The organism is Sphaerisporangium viridialbum (genome assembly GCF_049674955.1).
Taxonomy (GTDB): domain Bacteria; phylum Actinomycetota; class Actinomycetes; order Streptosporangiales; family Streptosporangiaceae; genus Sphaerisporangium; species Sphaerisporangium viridialbum.
Map to the genome: position 1 here is coordinate 7524168 of NZ_CP187232.1, position 22357 is coordinate 7546524.

General features: G+C 71.1%; 23 protein-coding genes. 15 read left to right on the top strand and 8 right to left on the bottom strand.

Features of this window, described 5'->3' with window-relative positions; all coding sequences use genetic code 11:
• Window positions 1-155 precede the first annotated feature (155 nt).
• A complete protein-coding gene (locus ACOZ38_RS33875) occupies window positions 156-1544 on the bottom strand; it encodes a glycine--tRNA ligase (protein ID WP_405140029.1) in 1389 nt (462 codons plus the stop codon).
• A 154-nt stretch (window positions 1545-1698) separates the two neighbouring features.
• Complete coding sequence (locus ACOZ38_RS33880; protein WP_424535130.1) at window positions 1699-1980, bottom strand: antibiotic biosynthesis monooxygenase family protein; 282 nt, start codon at window positions 1978-1980, stop codon at window positions 1699-1701.
• Between the two features lie 64 nt (window positions 1981-2044).
• Here ACOZ38_RS33880 and ACOZ38_RS33885 point away from each other — a divergent pair, with 64 nt between their 5' ends.
• From ACOZ38_RS33885 to ACOZ38_RS33915, 7 genes are all read left to right on the top strand, one after another.
• Entirely contained in the window at window positions 2045-2509 is a 465-nt protein-coding gene (locus ACOZ38_RS33885) for a DUF6703 family protein (RefSeq protein ID WP_424535131.1), read from the top strand.
• Window positions 2510-2570: 61 nt separating this feature from the next.
• A complete protein-coding gene (locus ACOZ38_RS33890) occupies window positions 2571-3545 on the top strand; it encodes a metal ABC transporter substrate-binding protein (RefSeq protein WP_424537133.1) in 975 nt (324 codons plus the stop codon).
• Entirely contained in the window at window positions 3542-4411 is an 870-nt protein-coding gene (locus tag ACOZ38_RS33895) for a metal ABC transporter ATP-binding protein (protein WP_424535132.1), read from the top strand. Before ACOZ38_RS33890 ends, ACOZ38_RS33895 begins: the two co-directional genes overlap by 4 nt.
• Window positions 4408-5241 carry a metal ABC transporter permease gene (locus tag ACOZ38_RS33900; RefSeq protein ID WP_405140037.1) on the top strand — a complete coding sequence of 278 codons (834 nt, stop codon included), beginning with the start codon at window positions 4408-4410 and terminating at the stop codon, window positions 5239-5241. The genes ACOZ38_RS33895 and ACOZ38_RS33900 overlap by 4 nt, the downstream gene beginning before the upstream one ends.
• 34 nt (window positions 5242-5275) lie before the next feature.
• Entirely contained in the window at window positions 5276-5665 is a 390-nt protein-coding gene (locus ACOZ38_RS33905) for a Fur family transcriptional regulator (protein ID WP_424535133.1), read from the top strand.
• 147 nt (window positions 5666-5812) lie between these two features.
• The gene (locus tag ACOZ38_RS33910) at window positions 5813-6361 is read left to right on the top strand and encodes a CGNR zinc finger domain-containing protein (RefSeq protein ID WP_424535134.1); all 549 of its coding nucleotides are present in this window, start codon (window positions 5813-5815) and stop codon (window positions 6359-6361) included.
• 225 nt (window positions 6362-6586) lie between these two features.
• The gene (locus ACOZ38_RS33915) at window positions 6587-7699 is read left to right on the top strand and encodes a DUF5685 family protein (RefSeq protein WP_424535135.1); all 1113 of its coding nucleotides are present in this window, start codon (window positions 6587-6589) and stop codon (window positions 7697-7699) included.
• 94 nt (window positions 7700-7793) lie between these two features.
• Here ACOZ38_RS33915 and ACOZ38_RS33920 read toward each other — a convergent pair whose 3' ends face one another.
• On the bottom strand, window positions 7794-8567 hold the full coding sequence (locus ACOZ38_RS33920; protein ID WP_424535136.1) for an isoprenyl transferase: 774 nt from the start codon (window positions 8565-8567) through the stop codon (window positions 7794-7796).
• Window positions 8568-8610: 43 nt separating this feature from the next.
• Window positions 8611-9339, bottom strand: a complete 729-nt coding sequence (recO, locus tag ACOZ38_RS33925) for a DNA repair protein RecO (RefSeq protein ID WP_405140047.1) — start codon at window positions 9337-9339, stop codon at window positions 8611-8613.
• 253 nt (window positions 9340-9592) lie between these two features.
• Here recO and ACOZ38_RS33930 point away from each other — a divergent pair, with 253 nt between their 5' ends.
• Both ACOZ38_RS33930 and ACOZ38_RS33935 read left to right on the top strand, forming a co-directional pair.
• A complete protein-coding gene (locus tag ACOZ38_RS33930) occupies window positions 9593-11170 on the top strand; it encodes a CDP-alcohol phosphatidyltransferase family protein (RefSeq protein WP_424535137.1) in 1578 nt (525 codons plus the stop codon).
• Window positions 11167-11898, top strand: coding sequence for a DUF5941 domain-containing protein (locus ACOZ38_RS33935; protein ID WP_424535138.1), 732 nt, complete (start codon window positions 11167-11169; stop codon window positions 11896-11898). The genes ACOZ38_RS33930 and ACOZ38_RS33935 overlap by 4 nt, the downstream gene beginning before the upstream one ends.
• Before the next feature lie 75 nt (window positions 11899-11973).
• Here the strand turns inward: ACOZ38_RS33935 and ACOZ38_RS33940 are convergent, their stop codons facing one another.
• Entirely contained in the window at window positions 11974-12699 is a 726-nt protein-coding gene (locus ACOZ38_RS33940) for an ABC transporter permease (RefSeq protein WP_424535139.1), read from the bottom strand.
• Window positions 12696-13436, bottom strand: a complete 741-nt coding sequence (locus tag ACOZ38_RS33945; protein ID WP_424535140.1) for an ABC transporter ATP-binding protein — start codon at window positions 13434-13436, stop codon at window positions 12696-12698. Before ACOZ38_RS33945 ends, ACOZ38_RS33940 begins: the two co-directional genes overlap by 4 nt.
• Before the next feature lie 92 nt (window positions 13437-13528).
• Between ACOZ38_RS33945 and ACOZ38_RS33950 the strand changes: the two genes are divergently transcribed.
• From ACOZ38_RS33950 to rocD, 3 genes are all read left to right on the top strand, one after another.
• Window positions 13529-13999, top strand: coding sequence for an Lrp/AsnC family transcriptional regulator (locus ACOZ38_RS33950; RefSeq protein WP_424535141.1), 471 nt, complete (start codon window positions 13529-13531; stop codon window positions 13997-13999).
• Window positions 14000-14236: 237 nt separating this feature from the next.
• Window positions 14237-15037: a dimethylargininase gene (gene ddaH, locus ACOZ38_RS33955; protein ID WP_424535142.1), complete on the top strand. Its 801-nt coding sequence runs from the start codon at window positions 14237-14239 to the stop codon at window positions 15035-15037.
• Window positions 15034-16266, top strand: a complete 1233-nt coding sequence (rocD, locus tag ACOZ38_RS33960) for an ornithine--oxo-acid transaminase (protein ID WP_424535143.1) — start codon at window positions 15034-15036, stop codon at window positions 16264-16266. The genes ddaH and rocD overlap by 4 nt, the downstream gene beginning before the upstream one ends.
• Window positions 16267-16312: 46 nt before the next feature.
• Here rocD and ACOZ38_RS33965 read toward each other — a convergent pair whose 3' ends face one another.
• Together ACOZ38_RS33965 and ACOZ38_RS33970 are read right to left on the bottom strand one after the other, a co-directional pair.
• Window positions 16313-17893, bottom strand: coding sequence for an alkaline phosphatase D family protein (locus tag ACOZ38_RS33965; protein ID WP_424535144.1), 1581 nt, complete (start codon window positions 17891-17893; stop codon window positions 16313-16315).
• Between the two features lie 59 nt (window positions 17894-17952).
• Window positions 17953-18438: a MarR family winged helix-turn-helix transcriptional regulator gene (locus ACOZ38_RS33970; protein WP_424535145.1), complete on the bottom strand. Its 486-nt coding sequence runs from the start codon at window positions 18436-18438 to the stop codon at window positions 17953-17955.
• A gap of 47 nt (window positions 18439-18485) precedes the next feature.
• Here ACOZ38_RS33970 and ACOZ38_RS33975 point away from each other — a divergent pair, with 47 nt between their 5' ends.
• The 3 genes from ACOZ38_RS33975 (at window position 18486) to ACOZ38_RS33985 (ending at window position 22127) form a co-directional block, all read left to right on the top strand.
• Window positions 18486-19580: a substrate-binding domain-containing protein gene (locus ACOZ38_RS33975; RefSeq protein WP_424535146.1), complete on the top strand. Its 1095-nt coding sequence runs from the start codon at window positions 18486-18488 to the stop codon at window positions 19578-19580.
• Between the two features lie 109 nt (window positions 19581-19689).
• Entirely contained in the window at window positions 19690-21120 is a 1431-nt protein-coding gene (locus ACOZ38_RS33980) for an APC family permease (RefSeq protein WP_424535147.1), read from the top strand.
• Window positions 21117-22127 carry an acetamidase/formamidase family protein gene (locus tag ACOZ38_RS33985; RefSeq protein ID WP_405140071.1) on the top strand — a complete coding sequence of 337 codons (1011 nt, stop codon included), beginning with the start codon at window positions 21117-21119 and terminating at the stop codon, window positions 22125-22127. Before ACOZ38_RS33980 ends, ACOZ38_RS33985 begins: the two co-directional genes overlap by 4 nt.
• The last annotated feature ends 230 nt before the right edge of the window (window positions 22128-22357 follow it).

The following is a 22357-nucleotide window of genomic DNA, read 5'->3' on the forward strand; positions in this document are numbered from 1 at the left end:
TGAAACTCCCCACGTTCGAAGGATGGAGAGCGACCATCCTCGACCCGCGCGGTGACCATCCCGTGGCCCGGCGGTTGCCACGGCGTGCACATCGTTCGCCGAAACGCCGAAGGCGCCCGGCCCCTCGCGGGACCGGGCGCCGCCCTGAGCGTGACTCAGTCGTTGAGGTGCTGGCGCAGGTAGGAGTCGACCTGGTCGAGGGCGATGCGCTTCTGCGCCATGGAGTCGCGCTCGCGGATCGTCACGGCGTGGTCTTCGAGGGTGTCGAAGTCGACCGTGATGCAGAACGGCGTGCCGATCTCGTCCTGGCGGCGGTAGCGGCGGCCGATCGCTCCTGCGTCGTCGAACTCGACGTTCCAGCGGCGGCGGAGCTGGGCGGCGAGGTCGCGGGCCTTGGGCGACAGGTCGGAGTTGCGCGACAGTGGCAGCACCGCGGCCTTGACCGGCGCGAGCCGGTGGTCGAGCCGCATGACCGTGCGCTGCTCCATGACGCCCTTGGCGTTGGGCGCCTCGTCGACGGTGTAGGCGTCCATCATGAAGGTCAGCGTGCAGCGGTCGACGCCGGCGGCCGGCTCGATGACGTACGGGACGTAGCGCTCGCCGGAGTCCTGCTCGAAGAACGACAGGTCGGTGCCCGAGGCCGCCGCGTGCGTGGTGAGGTCGAAGTCGGTGCGGTTGGCCACGCCCTCCAGCTCACCCCACTCGGAGCCGGTGAAGTTGAAGCGGTACTCCACGTCGACGGTGCGCTTGGAGTAGTGCGACAGCTTGTCCTTCGGGTGCTCGTACAGCCGGAGGTTGTCGCGGTTGATGCCGAGGTCGACGTACCACTGGAAGCGCTCGTCGATCCAGTACTGGTGCCACTCCTCGTCGCTGCCGGGCTTGACGAAGAACTCCATCTCCATCTGCTCGAACTCGCGGGTGCGGAAGATGAAGTTGCCCGGGGTGATCTCGTTGCGGAACGACTTGCCGATCTGGCCGATGCCGAACGGGATCTTCTTGCGGGACGACTGCTGGACGTTGAGGTAGTTGATGAAGATGCCCTGCGCGGTCTCGGGCCGGAGGTAGGCCAGGCCGGACTCGTCCTCGACGGCGCCGAGGTAGGTCTTGAGCAGGCCGTTGAACATGCGGGGCGCGGTGAAGGCGCCCTTGGTGCCGCAGCTCGGGCAGGTCAGGTCGGCCAGGCCGTTCTCGGGGGCCTTGCCGCCGTGCTTCTCGGCGTAGGCCTCCTCGAGGTGGTCGGCGCGGTAGCGCTTGTGGCAGGACTGGCACTCGGTCAGCGGGTCGACGAACTCCCTGACGTGGCCGCTGGCCTCCCACACCTCGCGGGCGAGGATCACCGAGGAGTCGAGGCCGACGACATCGTCGCGGCCCTGGACCATGGACTTCCACCACTCGCGCTTGACGTTGTTCTTGAGCTCGACGCCGAGCGGACCGTAGTCCCAGGACGCGCGCAGACCTCCGTAGATCTCGCTCGACGGGTAAACGAGCCCGCGTCGCTTGGCGAGGCTGACGATCGTGTCCATGATGTCGGTACGGCGGGCCATCAAGAATCTCCATCCGGCTGGCGGTCGGGGTTGGGTTTATCGATCAGAGGGCGCGTCACCTGCCCGATCACCCCCCAGCTTAGGGGAACCGGTGACGCGACCCGCCCACAATCGGCGCCGAACGCCCGGCCGCTTCCGCCGCCGGCCGCGCGGTTCAAGGTTTGCTGACCAGAACCTCGAAGGCGCTTGGCTCATTGATCATCAATGTCATGAGCGGATACATCTCCATACGCGCGGCTGACAAGGCGCGACGGTAGAACCCGGCGCCCTCCCACTCGCTGACGACGGCCCACAGGTCGGGCTCGTCGACCGATCTGCCGACGTGCCCGCGGAGATACCCGGTCTGGGCGGCCAGCGTGTCGAGGATCGACGTGGCCCTGCCGACGAACTCGTCGGCCTGCGCGCCTGGGACGGAGTACCTGATGAGGGCAAGCATGCCGTTCAGCATGCCAGTACGCATAGGGTGCCGTGACGTAGCCCTCCGACGTTAGGCTCGAAGCGTGGCCGACAAGCACGATCCCAGCGACTCCTCGTCCTCCTCGCCTTCCTCGCCTTCCTCGCCGAAGCGCGGCGTGCCCGACCATCCGCTGGCGCAGCGCGGGAGGCCCACCGGCCGTACGGGCGCCGGGCGCACGGCGTCGCGGCCCCTCCCCCGTGGCGAGCACTTCCTCACGCCGGGGGCGACGGGGCTGCGCCGCACGGTGGAGCACAAGAGCGCGGCCCCGCTGGTCTTCCTGTACGGGCTGCCGCGCTGGCTGATCCCGGTCGTCCTGGTGATCCTGCTGCTGGTGGGCTTCGCCGTGCCCGACTGGCGGGGCGGTGTCGCGGTCCTGCCGGTGCTCGGCTTCGTGGGCTGGCTGGCGTACATGTCCTGGCCGTCGCTCGGCACGGGGGCGAGGATCTTGCGCGTCGCGGTCGCCACGTTTCTGATCGCCGTCGCGGCCAACCGTTTCGGGCTGTTCTGAGATACGACCCGCCGGGCGATTTTGACAACGGTTTTCATTCTGAAGCATACTCAGGGGCGTGATGCCCTTTTCGTCCGGATACCACCGGCGCAAGCCGTCCAGAAATCCGCGCCCGAGCGCCGTCGCCGTCCTGCTCGGCGCGGGCGCGCTGCTCACCGCGACCGCCTGCTCCGCGGGCACCAGCGCCTCGGCGGACGAGCGGGGCACGGGCAAGCCGAAGGTTCTGGCCGCCTTCTATCCCCTTGAGTGGATCTCCAGCCGCGTGGGCGGATCGGACATCACGGTGACCGGCCTGACCCAGCCCGGCGTCGAGCCGCACGACCTGGAGCTCACCCCGCGCCAGATCGCCGAGATCGAGCGGGCCGACCTGGTCGTGTACATCAAGGGCGTCCAGCCGGCCCTCGACGACGCCGTCAGGGAGCACGCCGGGGACAGGGCCTTCGACGCCGCGTCCACGGTCACCACGCTGCCGGCCGCCGCCGGGGAGCGGTTCCAGGAGGGCGCGGACGCCCACGAGCGGCTCGGCTACGACCCGCACGTGTGGCTCGACCCGAGCAGGCTCGCCACCACGGTCACCGAGCTGGGCAAGAGGCTGGGCCGGGCCGACGCCGCGCACGCCGCCGCGTACACCGGCCGGGCGGGGGCGGCTGCCGGGGAGCTCGGCGCCCTGGACAAGGAGTTCCAGCAGGGGCTGACCACGTGCGGAAGCCGCACGATCGTCACCGCCCACGCCGCGTTCGGCTACCTGGCCGACCGCTACAAGCTCAAGCAGGTCGGCATCAGCGGCGTCGACCCGGACGCCGAACCCTCCCCCGCGCGCCTGGCCGAGGTGGCCGGGGTCGCCAGGCAGGAGCGAGTGACTACCATTTTCACCGAGGAACTCGTCAGCCCCAAGGTCGCCGAAGTCCTCGCCAAGGAGGTCGGCGCCAAGACGGCGGTTCTCAACCCGATCGAGAGCCGTCCCCCGGCAGGGGACTACCTGTCAGCCGCACGCGCGAACCTCTCCGCTCTCCGCACCGCACTTGGATGTTCATGACGCGATCAGCACAGGCGACCGGCGTGGCCCCGCAGCAGTCACAGGGAGTCACGCCCGTCGCGTTCGCAATGACGGCCGGCCATGTCAACCTCGACGGGCGGCCCGTGCTGCGCGGCATCGACCTGCGCATCGAGGCCGGCGAGGTGGTCGCCGTCCTCGGCGCCAACGGCTCGGGAAAGTCCACGCTCATCCGGGCCCTTCTCGGCCTGACGCCGCTGTCTGCGGGCGCCGCCGAGCTGTACGGCGTCTCGCCCGGCCGGTTCCGCGACTGGTGGCGCATCGGCTACGTGCCGCAGCGCCTGTCGGTCGGCGGAGGGGTGCCCGCCACCGTGCGTGAGGTGGTGGCCTCCGGCCGGGTGGCCAGGCAGCGCCGGCTGCGCCGTACGAGCGCCGGTGACCGCGCGGCCGTCGCAGGGGCGCTCGACGCCGTGGGCCTCACCGGACGGGCCGGCGACCCCGTGGGGTGGCTCTCCGGGGGCCAGCAGCAGCGGGTGCTCATCGCCCGGGCGCTGGCCGGCGAGCCCGACACGTTCGTCATGGACGAGCCGACGGCCGGTGTGGACGCCGAGAGCCAGCGGCACCTGGCCGCCACGCTCGCGACGCTGGTCGAGCAGGGGAAGACCGTGCTGCTGGTGGCCCACGAGCTGGGGCCGATGGCACCGCTGATCACCCGGTCGGTGGTCCTGCGCGACGGCCGCGTCCTGCACGACGGCGCGCCTTCCGCCGAGCCCGGCCACCGTCACGACGGCCCCGTCCACGACGGCGCGGACGGGACGGGCTGCCACCCGCACCCGGGCCGCGACCAGGCCCGTCCGCACGCCTACGACGTCTCGGGCGGGCCGATGATGCCGGGGGCGGCGCAGTGATCGAGATGTTCGAGTACGACTTCATGTGGCGCGCGCTGATCGCCGCGCTGCTCGTGGGGCTGGCCGCCCCGGCCGTGGGCACGTTCATCGTGCAGCGGCGGCTCGCCCTGCTCGGCGACGGCATCGGCCACGTGGCGCTGACCGGCGTGGCGCTCGGCTTCCTCACCGGCACCGCGCCCGTGCTCACCGCCGTCGCGGTGGCGGTGCTCGGGGCGGTGGCCATCGAGCTGGTGCGGGCACGCGGCCGCACCACCGGGGACGTCGCGCTCGCGCTGCTGTTCTACGGGGGCATCGCGGGCGGCGTGCTGCTCATCGGGCTCGCCCCCGGCGGCAGCAACTCCACGCTGACGTCCTACCTCTTCGGCTCGATCAGCAGCGTCACGGCCCAGGACGTGTGGGTCATCGCGGTGCTCGCGGCCTTCGTGCTGGGCGTGGTGGTGATCTTCGGGCGCGAGCTGTTCGTGCTCTGCCAGGACGAGGAGGTCGCCAGGGTCAACGGGCTGCCGGTGCGCTTCCTGAGCCTGCTCATCGCGGTGACGGCCGCGCTCACCGTGGTGATCGCGATGCGCGTGGTGGGGTTGCTGCTGGTCAGCGCCCTGATGGTGGTGCCCGTCGCCACCAGCCAGCAGGTCACGCGTGGCTTCGTCACCACCATGACGCTGGCCATGGCGCTCGGCGTGGTGGCGACGGTCGGGGGGCTCACGTCCGCGTTCTACGCGAGCGTCGCGCCGGGGGCGGCGATCGTGCTCCTCGCGCTCCTCGGCTTCGTCGTGGCCCTGGGTGTGGGTAGATTCGTACGACGAGGTCGTACACAGGAGCCCAGTACATGAGCGAGCGGTCATGCCGTACCCGGGAGCGCAGCCGATGACGAACCGCCGAGACGCCGTGCGGAACATCCTCGTCCACAGCGAGGGTTTCCGGAGCGCGCAGGACATCTACGCTCAGATGCGGTCCGACGGCGCCAAGATCGGGCTCACCACCGTTTACCGCGCTCTGCAGGCGCTCGCCGACGCGGGCCAGATCGACGTGCTGCGCACCGACGACGGCGAGTCGGTCTACCGGGCCTGCGCCACCGGCACCCACCACCATCACCTGGTCTGCCGCCGCTGCGGCCGCACGGTCGAGGTGGCGGGGCCCGCCGTCGAGCGCTGGGCGGAGAGCGTGGGGGCCGAGCACGGCTTCACGGCGATCACGCACACCGTCGAGGTCTTCGGAACCTGCCCGTCCTGTTCGGCCATCGCCTCGGCGGGCTGATCGCCGTACGCCCGCACCTGTCTCCCCGAAGCAATCTTGTACGGGCGCGCCGACCGGATACGCTTCCGGGACGGGAAGCCGCGCGAGCGGCGTCCGCGCCACCCGGCGACCGTGCCACCGCCCGCACCACGTCCAACGGGAGAGACCATGCCATTCAGCCATGACATGGTGTGCTCGCTGGCCGCCGTGGCCGACCTGATCAACACCGCGCCCGAGACGGGCGGCCCTGACGGCCTGACCGGCACCGCCGATCTCGACGAGTTCGTCAAGCGCCACGAGATGAGCGGCATCGAGGCGGTCGACGCGGCCGACCTTGATCAGGTGCGCTCCCTGCGCACGACCTTCCACGAGGTGTTCACCGCCCCCGACCCGGCCACGGCGGTCACCCGGCTGAACGTCCTGCTCGACCGCACCCGGATCACCGCCCGGCTGACCGAGCACGACGGTTTCCCGCTGCACGTGCACTACTTCGCCCCCGGGGCGTCGGTGGCCGAGCATCTGGCCGCCGACTGCGGCGTGGCGCTGGCCCACCTGCTGGTCGAGGGCGAGTGGGAGCGGCTGCGCACCTGCTCGGCTCCCGACTGCGACAAGGTCTTCGTGGACGAGTCCCGCAACCGTTCACGGGTCTACTGCGACAGCCGCACGTGCGGCAACCGCATGCACGTCGCCGCCTACCGCGCCCGCCGCAAGGCCTGAAAGCCGCCCGCGAGGCCTGAGAAGCCCGCCGCAAGGCCTGAGAAACCCGCCGCAAGGCCTGGGTAGCCCGCCGCGAGCGCTCGTGAGGGGAGGCTCGCTGCCACTCCCGGGACGGACGCGAAGTCCGCCGCGAGGCTGAGGCGCCGGGCGATCAGGACCGATAGGTTCTGGCGCGACAGAAGCGGATCAGGTCCATGGATCTCCCCCGAAAGTATGCGAGGCCGGATGTTCGGCATCATTCGCCCGTGCGGGCAACACTCCTGCCCAGCGCTGCACCGCGCCTGGCTGGCGCACCTGTGCGGGCTCTGCCTGGCCCTCCGGGACGGTCAGGGCCAGGGCGCCCGGGTGGCCACCAACTACGACGGGCTGATCATCTCGGTGCTCACCGAGGCCCAGGGGACGGCCGCCTCACCGCACCGGACCGCCGGGCCGTGCGCCCTGCGCGGGTTCAGGCGGGCCGACGTGGTCGACGCCCGGGCTGAGGGGGTACGGCTGGCCGCCGCGGTCTCGCTCGTCCTCGCGGCCGGCAAGCTCCGCGACCACGTGGCTGACGGCGACGCCGCCCGCGGCACCGGCCCGGCCCGCAGGCGCCTGGCGGCCCGGTGGGAGGCGGCGGGCACCCGCATGGGCACGTCCGTCGGATTCGACGCCACCGGGCTCACCGCGACGATCGACCGCCAGCTCGACCTGGAACGCCGGCACGGCCTCGAAGACGGAACCGGCCGGGAACGCCTGCTCGGCACCGGCGGCACGCCCGTCCCGGGGGGAACAGCCGCGCTTATGGAGGTGACCGGTCCCACGGAGGACGCGGTGGCCGCCGCGTTCGCGCACACGGCCACGCTGTCGGGGAGGCCGGGCAACGCGGCCCCGCTCGCCGAGGCGGGCCGGTTCTTCGGGCGCGTCGCCCACCTGCTGGACGCGGTCGAGGACCAGGCGGACGACGACGGGCGCGGGGCGTTCAACCCGCTCACCGCGACCGGCGCCACCCGCGAGGAGGCCCGGCGGCTCTGCGACGACGCCGCGCACGGCCTGGACCTCGCCCTGCGAGAGGTGGAGCTGGAGGACCGGCACCTGGTGGAGGTGCTGCTCGGCACCGAGGTGCGGCGGGCGGTGGAGCGGACGTTCACCCACTCGGCGCCGGGAGCCTCCTACGAGCGGCCCGGGTTCGCCCGCAAGTCCGCCGCCGGGGTGGGGACCCTGCTCACCTGCGGCATGTGGCGCCCGAGGTGGAGCCAGCGGCACGGCCGTCCCTGCGACGACCGCTGCTACCTGCGGTTCTGCGACGGCTGCAGCGGCTGCAGCGGCTGCGACTGTGACTGCTGCGACTGCTCCGCCTGAGCGCGACCGGACGGTCCCGGCGGCTCAGACCCCGCAGGCCGTCCCAGCGGCTCGAAGCACGCGGGTCCGTACGGTGACGAGGGGTCGGGACGGCTCAGACCTGGTTGGGGAGGGCTCCGCCGTACCTGCGGTCGCGCTTGGCGTAGACCTCGCAGGCCTGCCAGAGGTCGCGGCGGTCGAAGTCGGGCCAGAGCTGGTTGAGGAAGACCATCTCGGCGTACGCCGACTGCCAGAGAAGGAAGTTGGAGGTGCGCTGCTCGCCGGAGGATCGTACGAACAGGTCGACGTCGGGAATCTCGGGCTCGTCGAGATAGCGGGCGAAGGTGCGCTCTGAGACCTTGTCGGCTCTGACCCGGCCCGCGGCGATGTCGTGCGCCAGGCGCACCGCGGCGTCGACGATCTCGGCCCGGCCCCCGTAGTTCACGCAGAACTGCAGGGTCAGCGTGCGGTTGTCCCGGGTCATCTCCTCGGCGTCCTGGAGCTCCTTGATGACGCTCTTCCAGAGCCGGCCGGGACGCCCCGCCCAGCGCACCCGTACGCCCATGGCGTGCAGCTCGTCGCGGCGGCGGCGGATCACGTCGCGGTTGAACCCCATCAGGAAGCGGACCTCGTCCGGGGACCGCCGCCAGTTCTCGGTGGAGAAGGCATAGGCCGAGAGGTTCTGGATGCCGAGCTCGATGGCCCCCTCGATCACGTCGAACAGCGAGGCCTCGCCCGCCTTGTGGCCTTCGGTTCTCGCCAGCCCGCGCGCCTTGGCCCAGCGCCCGTTGCCGTCCATGACGATCGCGACGTGCCGGGGGACCAGCTCGCGCGGGATCGGGGGCGGGACGGCCCCGGAGGGGTGGGGGGTGGGCGGACGGACGTTCACGGTCTGCTTCTCCTGTGCGGGTCTGTGGGGAGGCGAGGCGCGCTCAGACGCGCTCGACATGTCGTAGCGAGCGTATTCCGTGCTCGAGGTGCCATTGCAGGTAGGCCGCGACCAGGCCGCTGCACTCGGTGCGGTGCCGCTGCTCGGAGGCGTCGGCGGAGTCCCAGTCGCCGCGGATGAGCGCGATCATGAGGCCGATGGTCTCGGCGGCGGGCACCGCGGCACCCGGCGGGCGGCACCCGCCGCACACCACACCGCCCGCGGCGATGGCGAAGGCCCTGATCGCGGGGGTCGAGCAGCGGGCGCAGGAGTCGAGGGCGGGCGCGTACCCCGCGACCGCGAGTGACCGCAGGAAGTAGGCGTCGAGGACGAGCCTGGCCTCGTGGCCTCCCTCGACGAGCGTGCGGAGCCCGCCGAGCAGCAGCAGGAACTGCCGGAGCGCGGGCTCCTTCTCCCCCACCGTGAGCCGGTCGGCGGTCTCCAGCATGGCGGTGCCGGCGGTGTAGCGGGGGTAGTCGGAGACCAGGGCCTCCCCGTACGGCCGGAGCGTCTCGACCTGCGTGATCACGTCGAGCGAGCGCCCGGTGTGGAGCTGCAGGTCGACGTGGCTGAAGGGCTCCAGGCGCGCGCCGAACCTGGAGGTGGTGCGCCGGACGCCCTTGGCGACCCCCCGCACCTTGCCGGTGCGCTTGGTCAGGATCGTGACGATGCGGTCGGCCTCGCCCAGCTTCTGGGTGCGCAGCACGACGCCCTCGTCACGGTAGAGGTTCACCCGCCCAGTCTAGGGACGTGGCGCCGCCGAGGGACGAATCAGACGGCAACCGAACACCGGCCCCACAGGTGAAGCCGCGAATCGGAAGGTGAACCCGGGACGCACGAAACAGGATGTGACTCCCGCAAGCGACGAATCGATCTCGGGTGAACCATGAATGGCATCCTTTGGAAGAACAGTCACTAAACTTTGCTCCCTGGCGACACCCCCTGTTAATCGCCTCCGCCCCCCGCACGCTGCCTGAAAGGGTGACATGACCCGCGTGGTCCTGCTGGGCACCTCGCCCGGCCCGATCGGTTCTCCCGAAACGAACGTCCCGCCCGGTCGCCTGGCGCTGACGTCGCTCCCCGGCTCACCCACCGTCCTATCCCGGCTGCACGCCCAGGTCGCCTCGATGGACCCCGAGCCGGTCGCCCTGGTCCGCCCGGGCGACGCCGCCGACTACCGGGCGTTCCCCGGCCAGGTCGTCGAGTCCGGCGACCTCGCGGGCGATCTGCGCGCGCTGGCCGACGCCGTGGAGCAGGCGACGGACAACCTCTTCCTCGTCCCCGCCGGGGCCGTGATCCACGACGAGCTGATCTACCAGATCACCAAGTCCAAGCGGGGCGCGCTGGCGCTGATCGTCAAGGAGCCGCGCCCGGAGGACGAGAACGGCGAGCCGATCCAGCCGGAGATCCCGATCGAGGAGGCCGAGCCCGAGTTCGGCGACCGCGTCCTCGAAGGCCTGCCCGTGCGGCTGCGCGCGGGCCGCTCGCGGGTCATCTCCGCCGGCTCGGCCTACCACCAGGTCACCCGGCCGAACGCCGTGGCGCTCGGCCCGCTCTACCTGCACCAGCGCCACGCGGCCACCCTCGCCGAGACGGCCCGCGAGCTCGCCGGCATGGCCCACCTGTTCGGCCCCGAGGACGACCTCGTCCAGCTGATCGTGCTCGGCCTCGTCCGCAAGGGCGTCTCGGTCGGCACCCGCGGCCGCAGAGACCTGTTCTTCGCCCGGGTCGGCTCCCAGCCCGAGACCGACGCGGCCGTGGCCGCGATGTCGGAGTTCGACGAGGACCGCGCCCGCCTGAACAACGCCGTCAAGGGCGCCGACGGCTTCTTCACCACGTACTTCGTGAGCACCTACTCCCGCTTCATCGCCCGGTGGGCGGCGCGGCGGGGCCTCACCCCCAACCAGGTCACGCTGATCTCGATCGCGCTCGGGGTGCTCTCGGCGCTGGCCTTCGCCACGGGCACGCGCCCGGGCTGGGTGGCCGGCGGCCTGCTGATCTACTTCGCCTTCGTGTTCGACTGCGTCGACGGCCAGGTGGCCAGGTACGCCCGCAAGTTCGGCGTGCTCGGCGCGTGGCTGGACGCCACGTTCGACCGCGCCAAGGAGTACATCGTGTTCGCCGGCCTCGCCGTCGGCTCCGTCGTCGCCGGGCAGGGCGACGTGTGGACCCTGGCGCTGGTCGCGCTGTCGGTCCAGTCGGTACGGCACCTGCTCGACTTCTCCTTCGGCGCGGCCAACCGGCGCAAGCCGCCCGTGCCCCTGCCGACGCTGGCGCTCACCGCCACCGACGACCGGCCGCTGCGCGACGCGCTGGAGAAGCGCCGCGTCTCGCGCAGCACCGGCGTGCGCGGGCTGCTCAGGCTGTGGACCCAGGCCGGGCGGTTCCGCGCCGTGCACTGGGCCCGCAAGATGATCGTCTTCCCCATCGGCGAGCGCTTCGCCGCCATCGCGATCACCGCGGCCGTTTTCGAGCCCCGGGTCACGTTCCTCACGCTCGTGATCTGGGGCGGCGTCGCGGCCGTCTACACCCTCACCGGACGTCTCATGAGGTCGCTCGCATGATCACCCATCCGCAGGCCGCAGCCGCCCCCGTTCCCGATCCCGACGAGGAGCGCCGCCGCATCCAGACGGCCCGCCTGCTCGCCTACCGCGACGACGGGCCCCTGGTGGCGCTGCTGCGCGGCAAGATGGGCCCGGGGCTGCCTCCGGTGCCCGCCGGGCTGGCCTCGCTGCTCGCCGTGATCGCCATCGGCGTCACCGGCGTGCTGGGCGACGGCGTGGCGCCCGCCAATGGGCCGATCATGCTGCTTCCCGTGCTGGTGATGGTGGCGCTGATGGTGCCGACCGCGCCGCGCGACCATCTCGGCCGGTTCGACTGGCTGGCGCCGCCGCTGATCAGGGGCACCGAGTTCCTCACGATCATCTTCCTCGGCCTGGCCGCGGGCACGCCCAAGTGGCTGCTGTTCGTGCTCATCTACGTCGTCGGCTACCACACCTACGACACGGTGTACCGCACGCGGCAGAGCATCTGGCCGGCGCCGTGGGTGTTCCAGGCCGGGCTCGGCTGGGAGGTCCGGCTGCTGCTCCTGGGCGCCGGCGCGGCCCTCGGCGTGCTCACCTGGGTGGTCGCCGTGATGTCGGTGTACCTCGGCGTGCTGTTCGCCATCGAGAGCATCAAGAGCTGGGTCGGCCTCGACAAGGAGACCGCGCTGGCCCAGGCCGGCGACGACCTGGAGGCCTCCCCCGAGGACGCCATGGAGCAGGCCACCGGCGAGGCCGAAAAGGCATAGACGCCACGCGCGGGCGCCGTACGCGACTCGAAGGCCGGGGTGGACTGTCCACCCCGGCCTTCCACGCGTGCGGGGTCAGGCGTTCTCGCGCTGGAAGCGGCGCGTGCCGGCCGCCACGCCGGCGAGGACGAACAGCAGGGTCACGCCGACGCCCACCAGGGCCGGTCCCGAGGTGTAGGTGCCCGCGAAGAACGCCCGGAGCGCCTCGACGACGTAGCGGAACGGGGTGAGCCGCGAGAGCGCGTCGAGCCACCCCGGGGCCAGGGACATCGGCAGCAGCGCCCCCGACAGCAGGAGCAGCGGCACGAGCACCGTGCTCATGATGGGCGCGAAGAGGTCCTGGTTCAGCGTCAGCGCGAGCGCGTACGACAGGGACGACAGGCTCACCGCGAGCAGCAGCATGAGCACCAGCCCGAGCAGCACGCCGAGGACGGGCGCGCGCAGCCCGAAGGCGTACCCGAGCAGCACCAGCCCGGTCGCCTGGATCATCAGCACCAGGGCGTCCTTGAGCACGCGGCCGAGCAGCAGCGACATCCGGCTCGCCGGGGTGACCCGCAGCCGTTCGAGCACGCCGAAGCGCTGGTCGAAGACGATGCCGAACCCGCTCATCCCGGCGCTGAGCAGGCCGAGCTGGATCAGCAGGCCGGGCACGAGCACCTCCCAGGACCCGACGCCGCTGCGGGCGAACAGGGGGCCGAACAGGGCGAGGAACAGCACGGGCTGCAGTGCGCCGAAGATGAGCCCGGCCTTGTTGCGCATCGTCTCGCGTATGTAGTGGCGGGCCAGGACGAAGGTGTTCACGCGGGTGCCTCCTCGCGAAGCGCGCGGCCGGTGACGGCCAGGAAGACGTCGTCGAGCGTCGCCCCTGGGCCGAGCTCCGCCTTGAGTGCCTCGGGCGTGCCCTCGCTGACGATGCGCCCGGCGTCGATGATCAGGACGCGGTCGCACAGGGCGTCCGCCTCTTCGAGGTAGTGCGTGGAGAGGAAGACCGTCAGGCCGCTCTCGGCGCGCAGCCGCCTGATGTGGTCCCACAGGTTGGCCCTGCTCTGCGGGTCGAGCCCGGTGGTCGGCTCGTCGAGGAACAGCAGCCCCGGCTCGTGGACCAGGCCCATCGCGATGTCCACGCGCCGCCGCTGCCCGCCAGAGAGCGAGCCGGCGGGGCGTCCCTCGACGCCGAGCAGGTCGGTGACCCGGCGGCGCGCCTCGGCGGGCCGCAGGCCGTACAGGCGGGCCTGGAGCGTGAGCTCCTCGCCGAGCAGGGAGCCGGGGTGGATCGTGCCGCCCTGGGGGACGTATCCGATGCGGCGCCTGACCTTCGCGGGCTCGGCGACCAGGTCGTACCCCGCCACCGTGGCCGTGCCGCACGTGGGGCGCAGCAGCGTGGTCAGGACTCGGAGAGTGGTCGTCTTTCCCGCTCCGTTGGGGCCGAGGAACCCGACGATCTCGCCTGGAGAGACGTCGAGGTCCACTCCTCGGACGGCGTCGACCGTCGCGGCCTTGGAGGTGAAGGTCCGGGTGAGACCTCTGGCTTGAATCATGCCCAGCACAGTAACACCAAACTTGGTGTCACTTAAACTTTGCAGTGAATCCGAACTGTGTACCGCGAGCGAAGCGGCTGTATACAGTGACCGTGGAGTTGGATGCGCTTGATCGTGCGATTGTCGGAGCCTTGGTCGAGGACGCTCGCTCGACATACGCCGAAATTGGGCATCAAATCGGGCTTTCGGCCCCAGCGGTCAAGCGGCGGGTCGATCGCCTGCTGAGCACCGGAGCGATCACCGGCTTCACCGCCCGCGTGGAGCCCTCGGCGCTCGGCTGGACCACCGAGGCGTACGTGGAGCTGTTCTGCCGGGGGAAGACCTCCCCGGCCGAGATCGGCATGGCCGTCGCCCGCCACCCCGAGGTGATCTCCGCCTGCACGATCACCGGCGAGGCGGACGCCCTGCTGCACATCCGCGCCAAGGACGTCCGGCACGTCGAGCAGGTGATCGAGCGCGTCGCGTCCGAGCCGTTCGTCGTGCGCACCAAGAGCGCGATCGTGCTCTCCCGCCTCATCGACGACCTCCCTCACGCGCGTAACGGAGCGCCGCACGAGGTCTGAGGCGGGTGGGGCGACCTGGCATCCGCCGACACACCGATGAAACATGTCGTAACCCCCACGACGCATGCACCGGGACCGCTTAAACGACATTCCCGCACATACGCAACAAATCACTGCGTACCCGGCTAAGAACGCAACCGATCCCCGGGAGCGCGCAAGGTCCGAGCCTGGCCCGAACCTGCCTCCGTTCCTAGGCTGAAGCCATCCCTGACCAGCCGTTATCCGACGGAGTGATAGATGGCGCACAGCCGGCACTACCTCATGTGTCGTCCCGACTACTTTGCGGTCGAGTACGCGATCAACCCCTGGATGGACCCGAGCGCGGGGGCGGACGCCGCCACCGCCGTCCGCCAGTGGGAGCGCCTCAAGGACGTCTACGAGGAACTGGGCCACACGGTCAGCCTGATCGACCCGATCGACGGCCTGCCGGACATGGTCTTCGCCGCCAACGGCGCCCTGGTGGTGGGCGGCCGGGTCTACGGCGCGAGGTTCGCGAGCGCCGAGCGCGCCGCCGAGGGTCCCGCCTACCTGAGCTGGTTCACCGCCAACGGGTACGGCCCCGCCATGGAGCCGTCGCAGACCAACGAGGGCGAGGGCGACTTCCTCACCCTGGACGACGTGATCCTGGCCGGCACCGGCTTCCGCACGGCGATCACCGCGCACAAGGAGGCCCAGGAGTTCCTCGGCCGCCCGGTGGTCACCCTCCAGCTGGTCGACCCGCGCTACTACCACCTCGACACCGCGCTGTTCCCGATCGACGGGCGCAACGTGGCGTACTTCCCGGGCGCGTTCTCGCCGGGCAGCCAGGAGGTGCTGCGGCGCATGTTCCCCGACGCCCTCCTCGCCTCCGCCGACGACGCCGCCGTGCTCGGCCTCAACGCCGTCAGCGACGGCCACAACGTGGTCGTCAACGTCGAGGCGGGCGAACTGTCCCTGGAGCTGAAGCGCCGGGGCCTCAACGTCATCCCCGTCGACCTGAGCGAGCTCCGCAAGGCCGGCGGCGGTCCGAAGTGCTGCACACTGGAGATCCGCGCATGAGCAGAAGCCAGGAACTCATCGAGCTCAGCGAGCGGCGCAGCGCGCACAACTACCACCCCCTGCCGGTCGTCGTGCGGGAGGCGCGTGGCGCGTGGGTCACCGACGTCGAGGGCAGGCGCTACCTCGACTGCCTCGCCGGCTACTCCTCGCTGAACTTCGGCCACGGCAACCCCAAGATCCTCCAGGCGGCCCAGGAGCAGCTCCAGCGGGTGACGCTGACCAGCCGGGCGTTCTTCCACGACCAGTTCGCGGACTTCTGCCAGGGCCTGGCCGACCTGTGCGGCAAGGACATGGTCCTGCCGATGAACACCGGCGCCGAGGCCGTCGAGACCGCGATCAAGGTGGCCCGCAAGTGGGGCTACGAGGTCAAGGGCGTCGCCCCCGACCAGGCGAACATCGTGGTCATGGAGGACAACTTCCACGGCCGTACCACCACGATCGTGAGCTTCTCCACCGACCCGGACGCCCGTGAGGGCTTCGGCCCCGCGACGCCGGGCTTCACGATCGTGAAGTACGGCTCCGCCGAGGCGATCCGCGACGCGATCGACGAGAACACCGTCGCGGTGCTGATCGAGCCCATCCAGGGCGAAGCGGGCGTGCTGGTGCCGCCGGCCGGCTACCTGGGCCAGGTCAGGGAGATCTGCACCGAGAACAACGTGCTGTTCATCGCCGACGAGATCCAGTCGGGCCTCGGCCGCACCGGTGACACCTTCGCCTGCGACCACGACGGCGTGGTCCCCGACATGTACGTGCTGGGCAAGGCGCTCGGCGGAGGCGTCGTGCCGGTGTCCGCGGTCGTCGCGAACGCCGACGTCCTCGGAGTCATCAGGCCGGGGCAGCACGGCTCGACGTTCGGCGGCAACCCGCTGGCCTGCGCCGTCGGCAGCGCGGTCGTCGAGATGCTCGGGACCGGCGAGTACCAGGCCAGGGCCAGGGAGCTCGGCGCGCTCCTGCACGAGAGGCTGCGCGGCCTGATCGGGCCGGCCGGCCAGGGCGGCCACGGCGTCATCGCCGTACGCGGGCGGGGCCTGTGGGCGGGCGTGGACATCGATCCCTCGATCGGCACGGGTCGGCAGGTCTGCGAAGCGCTGATGCGGCGCGGGGTCCTCGCCAAGGACACCCACGGTTCCACGATCCGCCTCGCGCCTCCGCTGGTGACCTCGGAGGAGGACCTCAACTGGGCCGTGGACCAGCTCGTCGCCGTCCTGTCGGAGCTGGCGGTCGAGTAGGGACGCACGCCTGGAAACGGGCACTCGCCAGGGTGCGGCTCGCGTCTCAGGGCGTGAGCCGCACCCTGGTCAGCTCCTCGAAGGCAGGGCGGGCGGTGTGCCAGCGCAGCTCGGCCGAGCGGCCGTCGAGGTCGAGGGCCGCGAGCGCGTTGGGGAACCACGGGCCATTGGTGATCTTCCACCGCAGGTGCCGGCGGGGCAGCCTTACCGTACGGGTGAGGATGCCGCCGACGATGCCGGCCACTCCGAACGACCCGATCACGTTGGCGAGGCGCAGCGTGCGGCTCAGCGGGTTGCGGATCGGGGAGCAGACCGCCTGGTAGATGCGGGCGGATTCGAGGTCGGCGGACGCCGGGCCCGCCGCCGCCAGGTACGAGTAGTGGACGTCGCCCGAGAGGAGGACGATCGTGGCGGGAGCCCGTCCCTTGCGCCCCGCCGCGACGTCGACGAGCACGCTGCCCAGCTCCTCGAACGACTGGCGGAAGGCGCCCCAGTGTTCGAGGTCGAGAGCCTGGCGGATCTTCTCGCCCCAGGCGGTCGCCCTGCGGCCCCACGCGCCGCCCGCGACGGCCTCGTTCCAGCTCTCCACGTCGAAGATGCCGCTCGGGAGGAAGACCGGGACCGAGGATCCGATGAGCAGGTGGTCGAGGTCGCCGGTGGCGTTCTCGGCGAACCAGGACCACTCCTCGTCGTCGAGCATGCGGCGGTGGCCGGGGCCGAGCTCCCGCGCGCATCGGGTGTCGAGCATGATCAGCCGGGTCCTGCCGATGTCGCGCGTGTAGCTCCAGCGCGTCGAGGAGGGGTCCTCGTCGGCCCGCTTCGCGAACGCGTCGAGCGCCGCGGCCCCGTCGCCCTCGCTGCCGTGCAGCTCGGCGTACATGGGGTCGGCCTTGCGCTCGGACGGCGAGAGGTTGCCCAGGTGCTGGTAGACCCAGTACGCGCCGAGCGCGGAGGTGATGCGGGTGGACCACCACGGCACCTCGGCCATCTTCTCCCGCCAGGCCACGGAGGTGTTCCAGTCGTCGCGCACGTCGTGGTCGTCGAAGATCATCGCGGTCGGCACGGTGGACAGCACCCAGCGGACGACCGGGTCGGTCCAGGCCTGCCGGTACAGCTCGGCGTACTCCTCGAAGTCGACGATCTCGTCCGGCCCGTCCTGCCTGCGGGCGTGGATGAAGTCGAGCATCTCCTGCGACGGCTCGTCGGCGTACACCTGGTCGCCGAGGAAGAGCACCAGGCTGGGGAGGTCCTCCCCCTGGAGCAGGCGCCGGCCGTACTCGCGCAGCACGTCGACGCCGTGGGTGGCCACGTGCGCGTCGTCGTGGGGGACGGTGGTGCGGCAGGAGCCGAAGACCACGCGGCTGAGCTCCTCCAGCGGGCAGATCCGGCTGTCGGGGAAGCCCTCGACCGGCCACACGCGCTCCCCGTCGAGCTCGACGGTGTAGGCGCCGGTCGCCTCGATGTCGACGATCGCGTAGTGATGGCCGTGCACCGTGAAGGTGCGGTCGGCGGCGTGCGCCCCCTCGACCGCGACCGTGACCTCACACGGCTCGCTCGTCTCGACCCAAATGGACGCGCTCGTCTCGTCGACGTGACGCAGCATCGGCCCTACCAGCAAGTCGGGCACTTGACCTCCCCTTTTGAGCAGCGTTAAGAACCATATGCGCAAACTCGTCCCGGTGGAGGTCAGCCTTCGAGGGACCGGACCAGCAGTTCGAGCTCGTGCATGAGCCGCTCGGTGCGCTCCGTGCCGTAGGTCGTGAGGATGGCCCGGTGGTGCTCGGCGATGCCCGCCTCCAGGCGGCTCAGGAGGTCACTGCCCCGATTTGCGAGGAAAACAGCTACTTTGCGGCGATCCGCTGGGTCATGTCCTCTGTAAACCACCGCCCGCTCGACGAGCCGGTCGACCGCCTTGGTCAGCGTGGGGTGCGGCATGAGCGCGGCCTCGGCCAGGTCGCCCATGGTGTGACCTCGGCCGTCGGCGAGCGCCTGGAGGATGCGCCACTGGTCGACGGAGATCTCCTCCGCCGCCAGCACCGCGGCCAGGTCGCGGTTGACGCTCCGCTCGGCACGGCTCAGCAGGTACGCCAGGGAGGAGCCGAGCCCGGTCGTCACCGATCGCAGGGACGAATCGCGAGCCCCGCCGTCACCATCGGACTCCGCCGTCACCATCGATGGCTCCCTTCGTCCGCGAGTGCGCAAGGAGGATACTCTTGCACGTGGCCGATCCCGTCACGGTGGTCATCGACCCCCTTGAAGCTCATCTGCTCAGGGCCGAAACGCTTCGCGTCGGCCTGGTGGTGCCCGTCTCCGGCGTGCTCGGCCTGCTCGGGCCGTGCGCCATCAACTGCGCCATGCTCGCCGCCTCCGAGGTCAACGCCGCGGGCGGCGTGCTCGGCAGGCAGGTCGAGCTGGTCCTGATCGACGCCGGCCGCGGCCCGGCCCAGGTCGCCCGCGAGGTCATCGCGCTCGTGCGCGAGGGCGCCGTACAGGCCCTCGTCGGCACCCACGCCAGTGACGTGCGCGTCGCGATCGAGCGCTCGCTGGGCGCCGCCGTGCCGTTCGTCTACACCCCGCCCTACGAGGGCCGCGCGCGCGACCCCGGGGTCTACTTCCTCGGCGAGCCCGCGTCCCGGCAGGTCGGCCCGGGTCTCGACTGGCTGATCGACCACCGCGGGGCGAAGCGCTGGTTCCTGCTCGGCAACGACTACGTCTGGCCGCGCCTGGTGCACGCCTCGGCGCGCAGGCACATCCGGGCGCGCTCGGCGACCGTCGTCGGCGAGCGGTTCGTCCCGTCCGGCACCACCGCGATGGCCCCGCTGATCGAGGAGCTGGCCGCCGTACGGCCCGACGCGGTGCTGCTCAACCTCATCGGCAGCGACCTGGTGGCGTTCAACCGGGCCTTCACGGCGAGCGGGCTGGCATGCGCGCGGCTGTGCGGGGCGCTGGAGGAGCATGGCCTGCTGGCCATCGGCGGTGACTCCACCGGCGAGCTGTACGCCGCGATGGGCTACTTCGGCAGCATCGCCACCGACGCCAACCTCAGCCTGGCCGAGCGGTACACCCGGCGGTTCGGCCCGGCCGCGCCGCTGCTGAACGGGCACGGCCACGGCTGCTACGAGGGCGTGCTCATGCTCGCGGCCCTGGCCGGCCGCGCGGGCACCCTCGCGGTCCCCGCGATCGAGGCGGTCGCCGACGGCACCACGATCACCAGCGGCCGGGGCCGCCTCACCCTCACGGACCGCCACGTGCGGCAGCGGGTCTACGTGGGACGGGCCGACGGGCTCGACTTCGAGATGGTGACCTCCGCCTAGGTACGGGCTCGCGGTGTGACCGGCGCGTAAAACTTCCATAAGAAACCTTTTCGTTTTCAAGGAATACCCCTATCGTACGGCTCTGCCCCCGCGTTTGAAGGAGCCGTCCATGTCCTCTTCCTCCGATACGTCGCCATCGTCCGCATCACCGCCGGGCACGGGCCCCGGCGTTGAGCGCTTCGGCTACAAGCAGGAGCTGCAGCGGTCGCTGAGCTTCACCGATCTGCTGATCTACGGCCTGATCTTCATGGTGCCGATCGCGCCGTTCGGCATCTTCGGCGGCGTCTTCCAGGCCTCCGGCGGGATGGTGGCGCTCGCCTACATCATCGGCATGGTCGCGATGGCGTTCACGGCGCTGTCGTACTCGCAGATGGCGCGGGCCTTCCCGATGGCGGGCTCGGTCTACACCTACGCGGGACGCGGGATCTCCGCCCCGGTGGGCTTCCTCGCGGGCTGGGTCATCCTGCTCGACTACGTGCTCGTGCCGGCCCTGCTGTACCTCGTGGCGAGCGCGGCCATGGCGTCGTTCATCCCTGCCGTGCCGATCTGGGCGTGGCTGATCGGCTTCATCGTGCTCAACACCGTGGTCAACTACCTCGGCATCGAGATGACCGCGCGGATGAACAAGATCATGCTGGTGGCCGAGCTGATCGTGCTGGCCATCTTCCTGGTCATCGGGCTCGTCGCCCTGGCGCAGGGCAAGGGGCACGGCGACCCGTTCAGCCCGCTGTTCAACTCTTCGACGTTCTCCTGGCCACTGGTCTTCGGAGCCGTTTCGGTGGCGGTGCTGTCCTTCCTCGGCTTCGACGGCATCTCGATGCTGGCCGAGGAGAGCCGCGAGGACAGCCGCAAGCTCGGCCGGTCCATGGTCTACGCGCTCGCGCTGGCCGGCGTGCTGTTCATCGTGCAGACCTGGGTCGCCGCGCTGCTCGCGCCCAACCGCGAGGAGCTCCTCACCAAGGGCGACCCTGCGGGCACGGCCTTCTACGACACCGCCGCGTACGCGGGCGGCCACTGGCTGAGCGTGCTGACCGCCGTCGCCACCGCCGTGGCCTGGGGCTTCGCCAACTCCCTGGTCGCCCAGGCCGCCACCTCGCGCCTGCTGTTCGCGATGGCCCGCGACCGCCAGCTCCCGAGCTTCCTCGGCAAGGTCCACCCGAAGCACAAGGTGCCGGTCAACGCCACCTTCCTGGTCGCCGCGGTCTCCCTGGTGCTCGGCGTGTACATGAGCTCGCGCGACGACGGCATCACGCTGCTGGGCACGCTGGTGAACTTCGGCGCGATGACGGCGTTCCTGGCCCTGCACGTGTCCGTCGTCGTCCACTACGTGGTGCGCAAGGGCAGCCGCGACTGGTGGCGGCACCTCGTGGCCCCGGCCATCGGCTTCCTGATCCTGCTCTACGTCGTCATCAACGCCAAGGTCGCCGCCCAGGTGCTCGGCTTCGTCTGGCTGGCGATCGGCGTCATCATCCTCGCCGGCAGCTACATGATGGGCCGGCGTCCCACCCTGTCCGCGATCAACACGGAGGTCTCCGAGTGAACGTCGTCTCCTACCAGCCCGCCGCGGAGGAACTGTCCTACACGTTCGGGGGGCGTCCCGCCGTGGGCAGGATCAGGCCGGGCACGGTCGTGGAGCTCTTCACCGAGGACTGCTTCGGCGGGCGGGTGCGCGGCTTCGGCGACCTGCCCTCGAAGGTGTGCGAGTTCCCGTACCTCAACCCGGTCACCGGCCCCTTCCACGTCGAGGGCGCCGAGCCGGGCGACACGCTCGCGCTGCACTTCGTCTCCATCGAGCCGGCACGCGACTGGGCGGTCTCCACGACGTTCCCGCACTTCGGGGCGCTGACCGCCACCCACACCACGGCGATGCTGCACCAGCCGCTCGAAGAGGTCGTGTGGCTGTACGAGGTCGACGTGGAGAAGCGGGTCGTGCGCTACCAGGCCAGGCGCGGCGACTTCAGCGTCGAGATGCCGCTCGACCCGATGCACGGCACCGTGGGCGTCGCCCCGGCGGCCTCCGAGGCGCGGATGACGATCACGCCGGACGCGCACGGCGGCAACATGGACACCCCCGAGCTGCGGGCCGGGGTCACGGTGTACCTCGGGGTCAACGTCGAGGGCGGGCTGTTCTCCATCGGCGACGGGCACTGCCGCCAGGGGCACGGCGAGGTCTGCGGCACCGCGGTGGAGGCGGCGATGAACACCGTCGTCGCCGTCGAGCTGATCAAGGGCGTCGCCACGCCGTGGCCGCGCCTGGAGGACGACGGGCACCTCATGTCCACGGGGTCGGCGCGCCCGCTGGAGGACGCCTACCGGATCAGCCAGCACGACCTCATCACCTGGACGGCGTCGCTGACCGGGCTCGACGAGCTGGACGCCTACCAGTTGATCAGCCAGGGCGCCGAGGCTCCCGTGGGCAACGTGTGCGACACCAACTACACGATGGTCGCCAAGCTCCCGAAGGCGTACCTCGGCGGCCCGGAGATCTACGAGTCCGCCCACACCCGCCTGCGCGCCCTCGGTGACCAGTACCTCTCCTCCCGCTGACCCCGACCCCTCCGAAAACCCACCCCCCGGCCGGGGACTCCTCCCCGCCGGCCTCTTCCCCGCGAGAGTGACCGCGGCCTCTGCTCCCGTTGAACCGTAAGGAGACCAGTGACCTGTTTCCCCGCCTGTGGCCGGGCCCGTAATCCTGAACGGGCCAACGGCTGCGGCAGCGCGCCGACCCGATAGCCGGTCAGCGCGCGGCACACCCCTCTCCGTCCCGGCGCACCCCT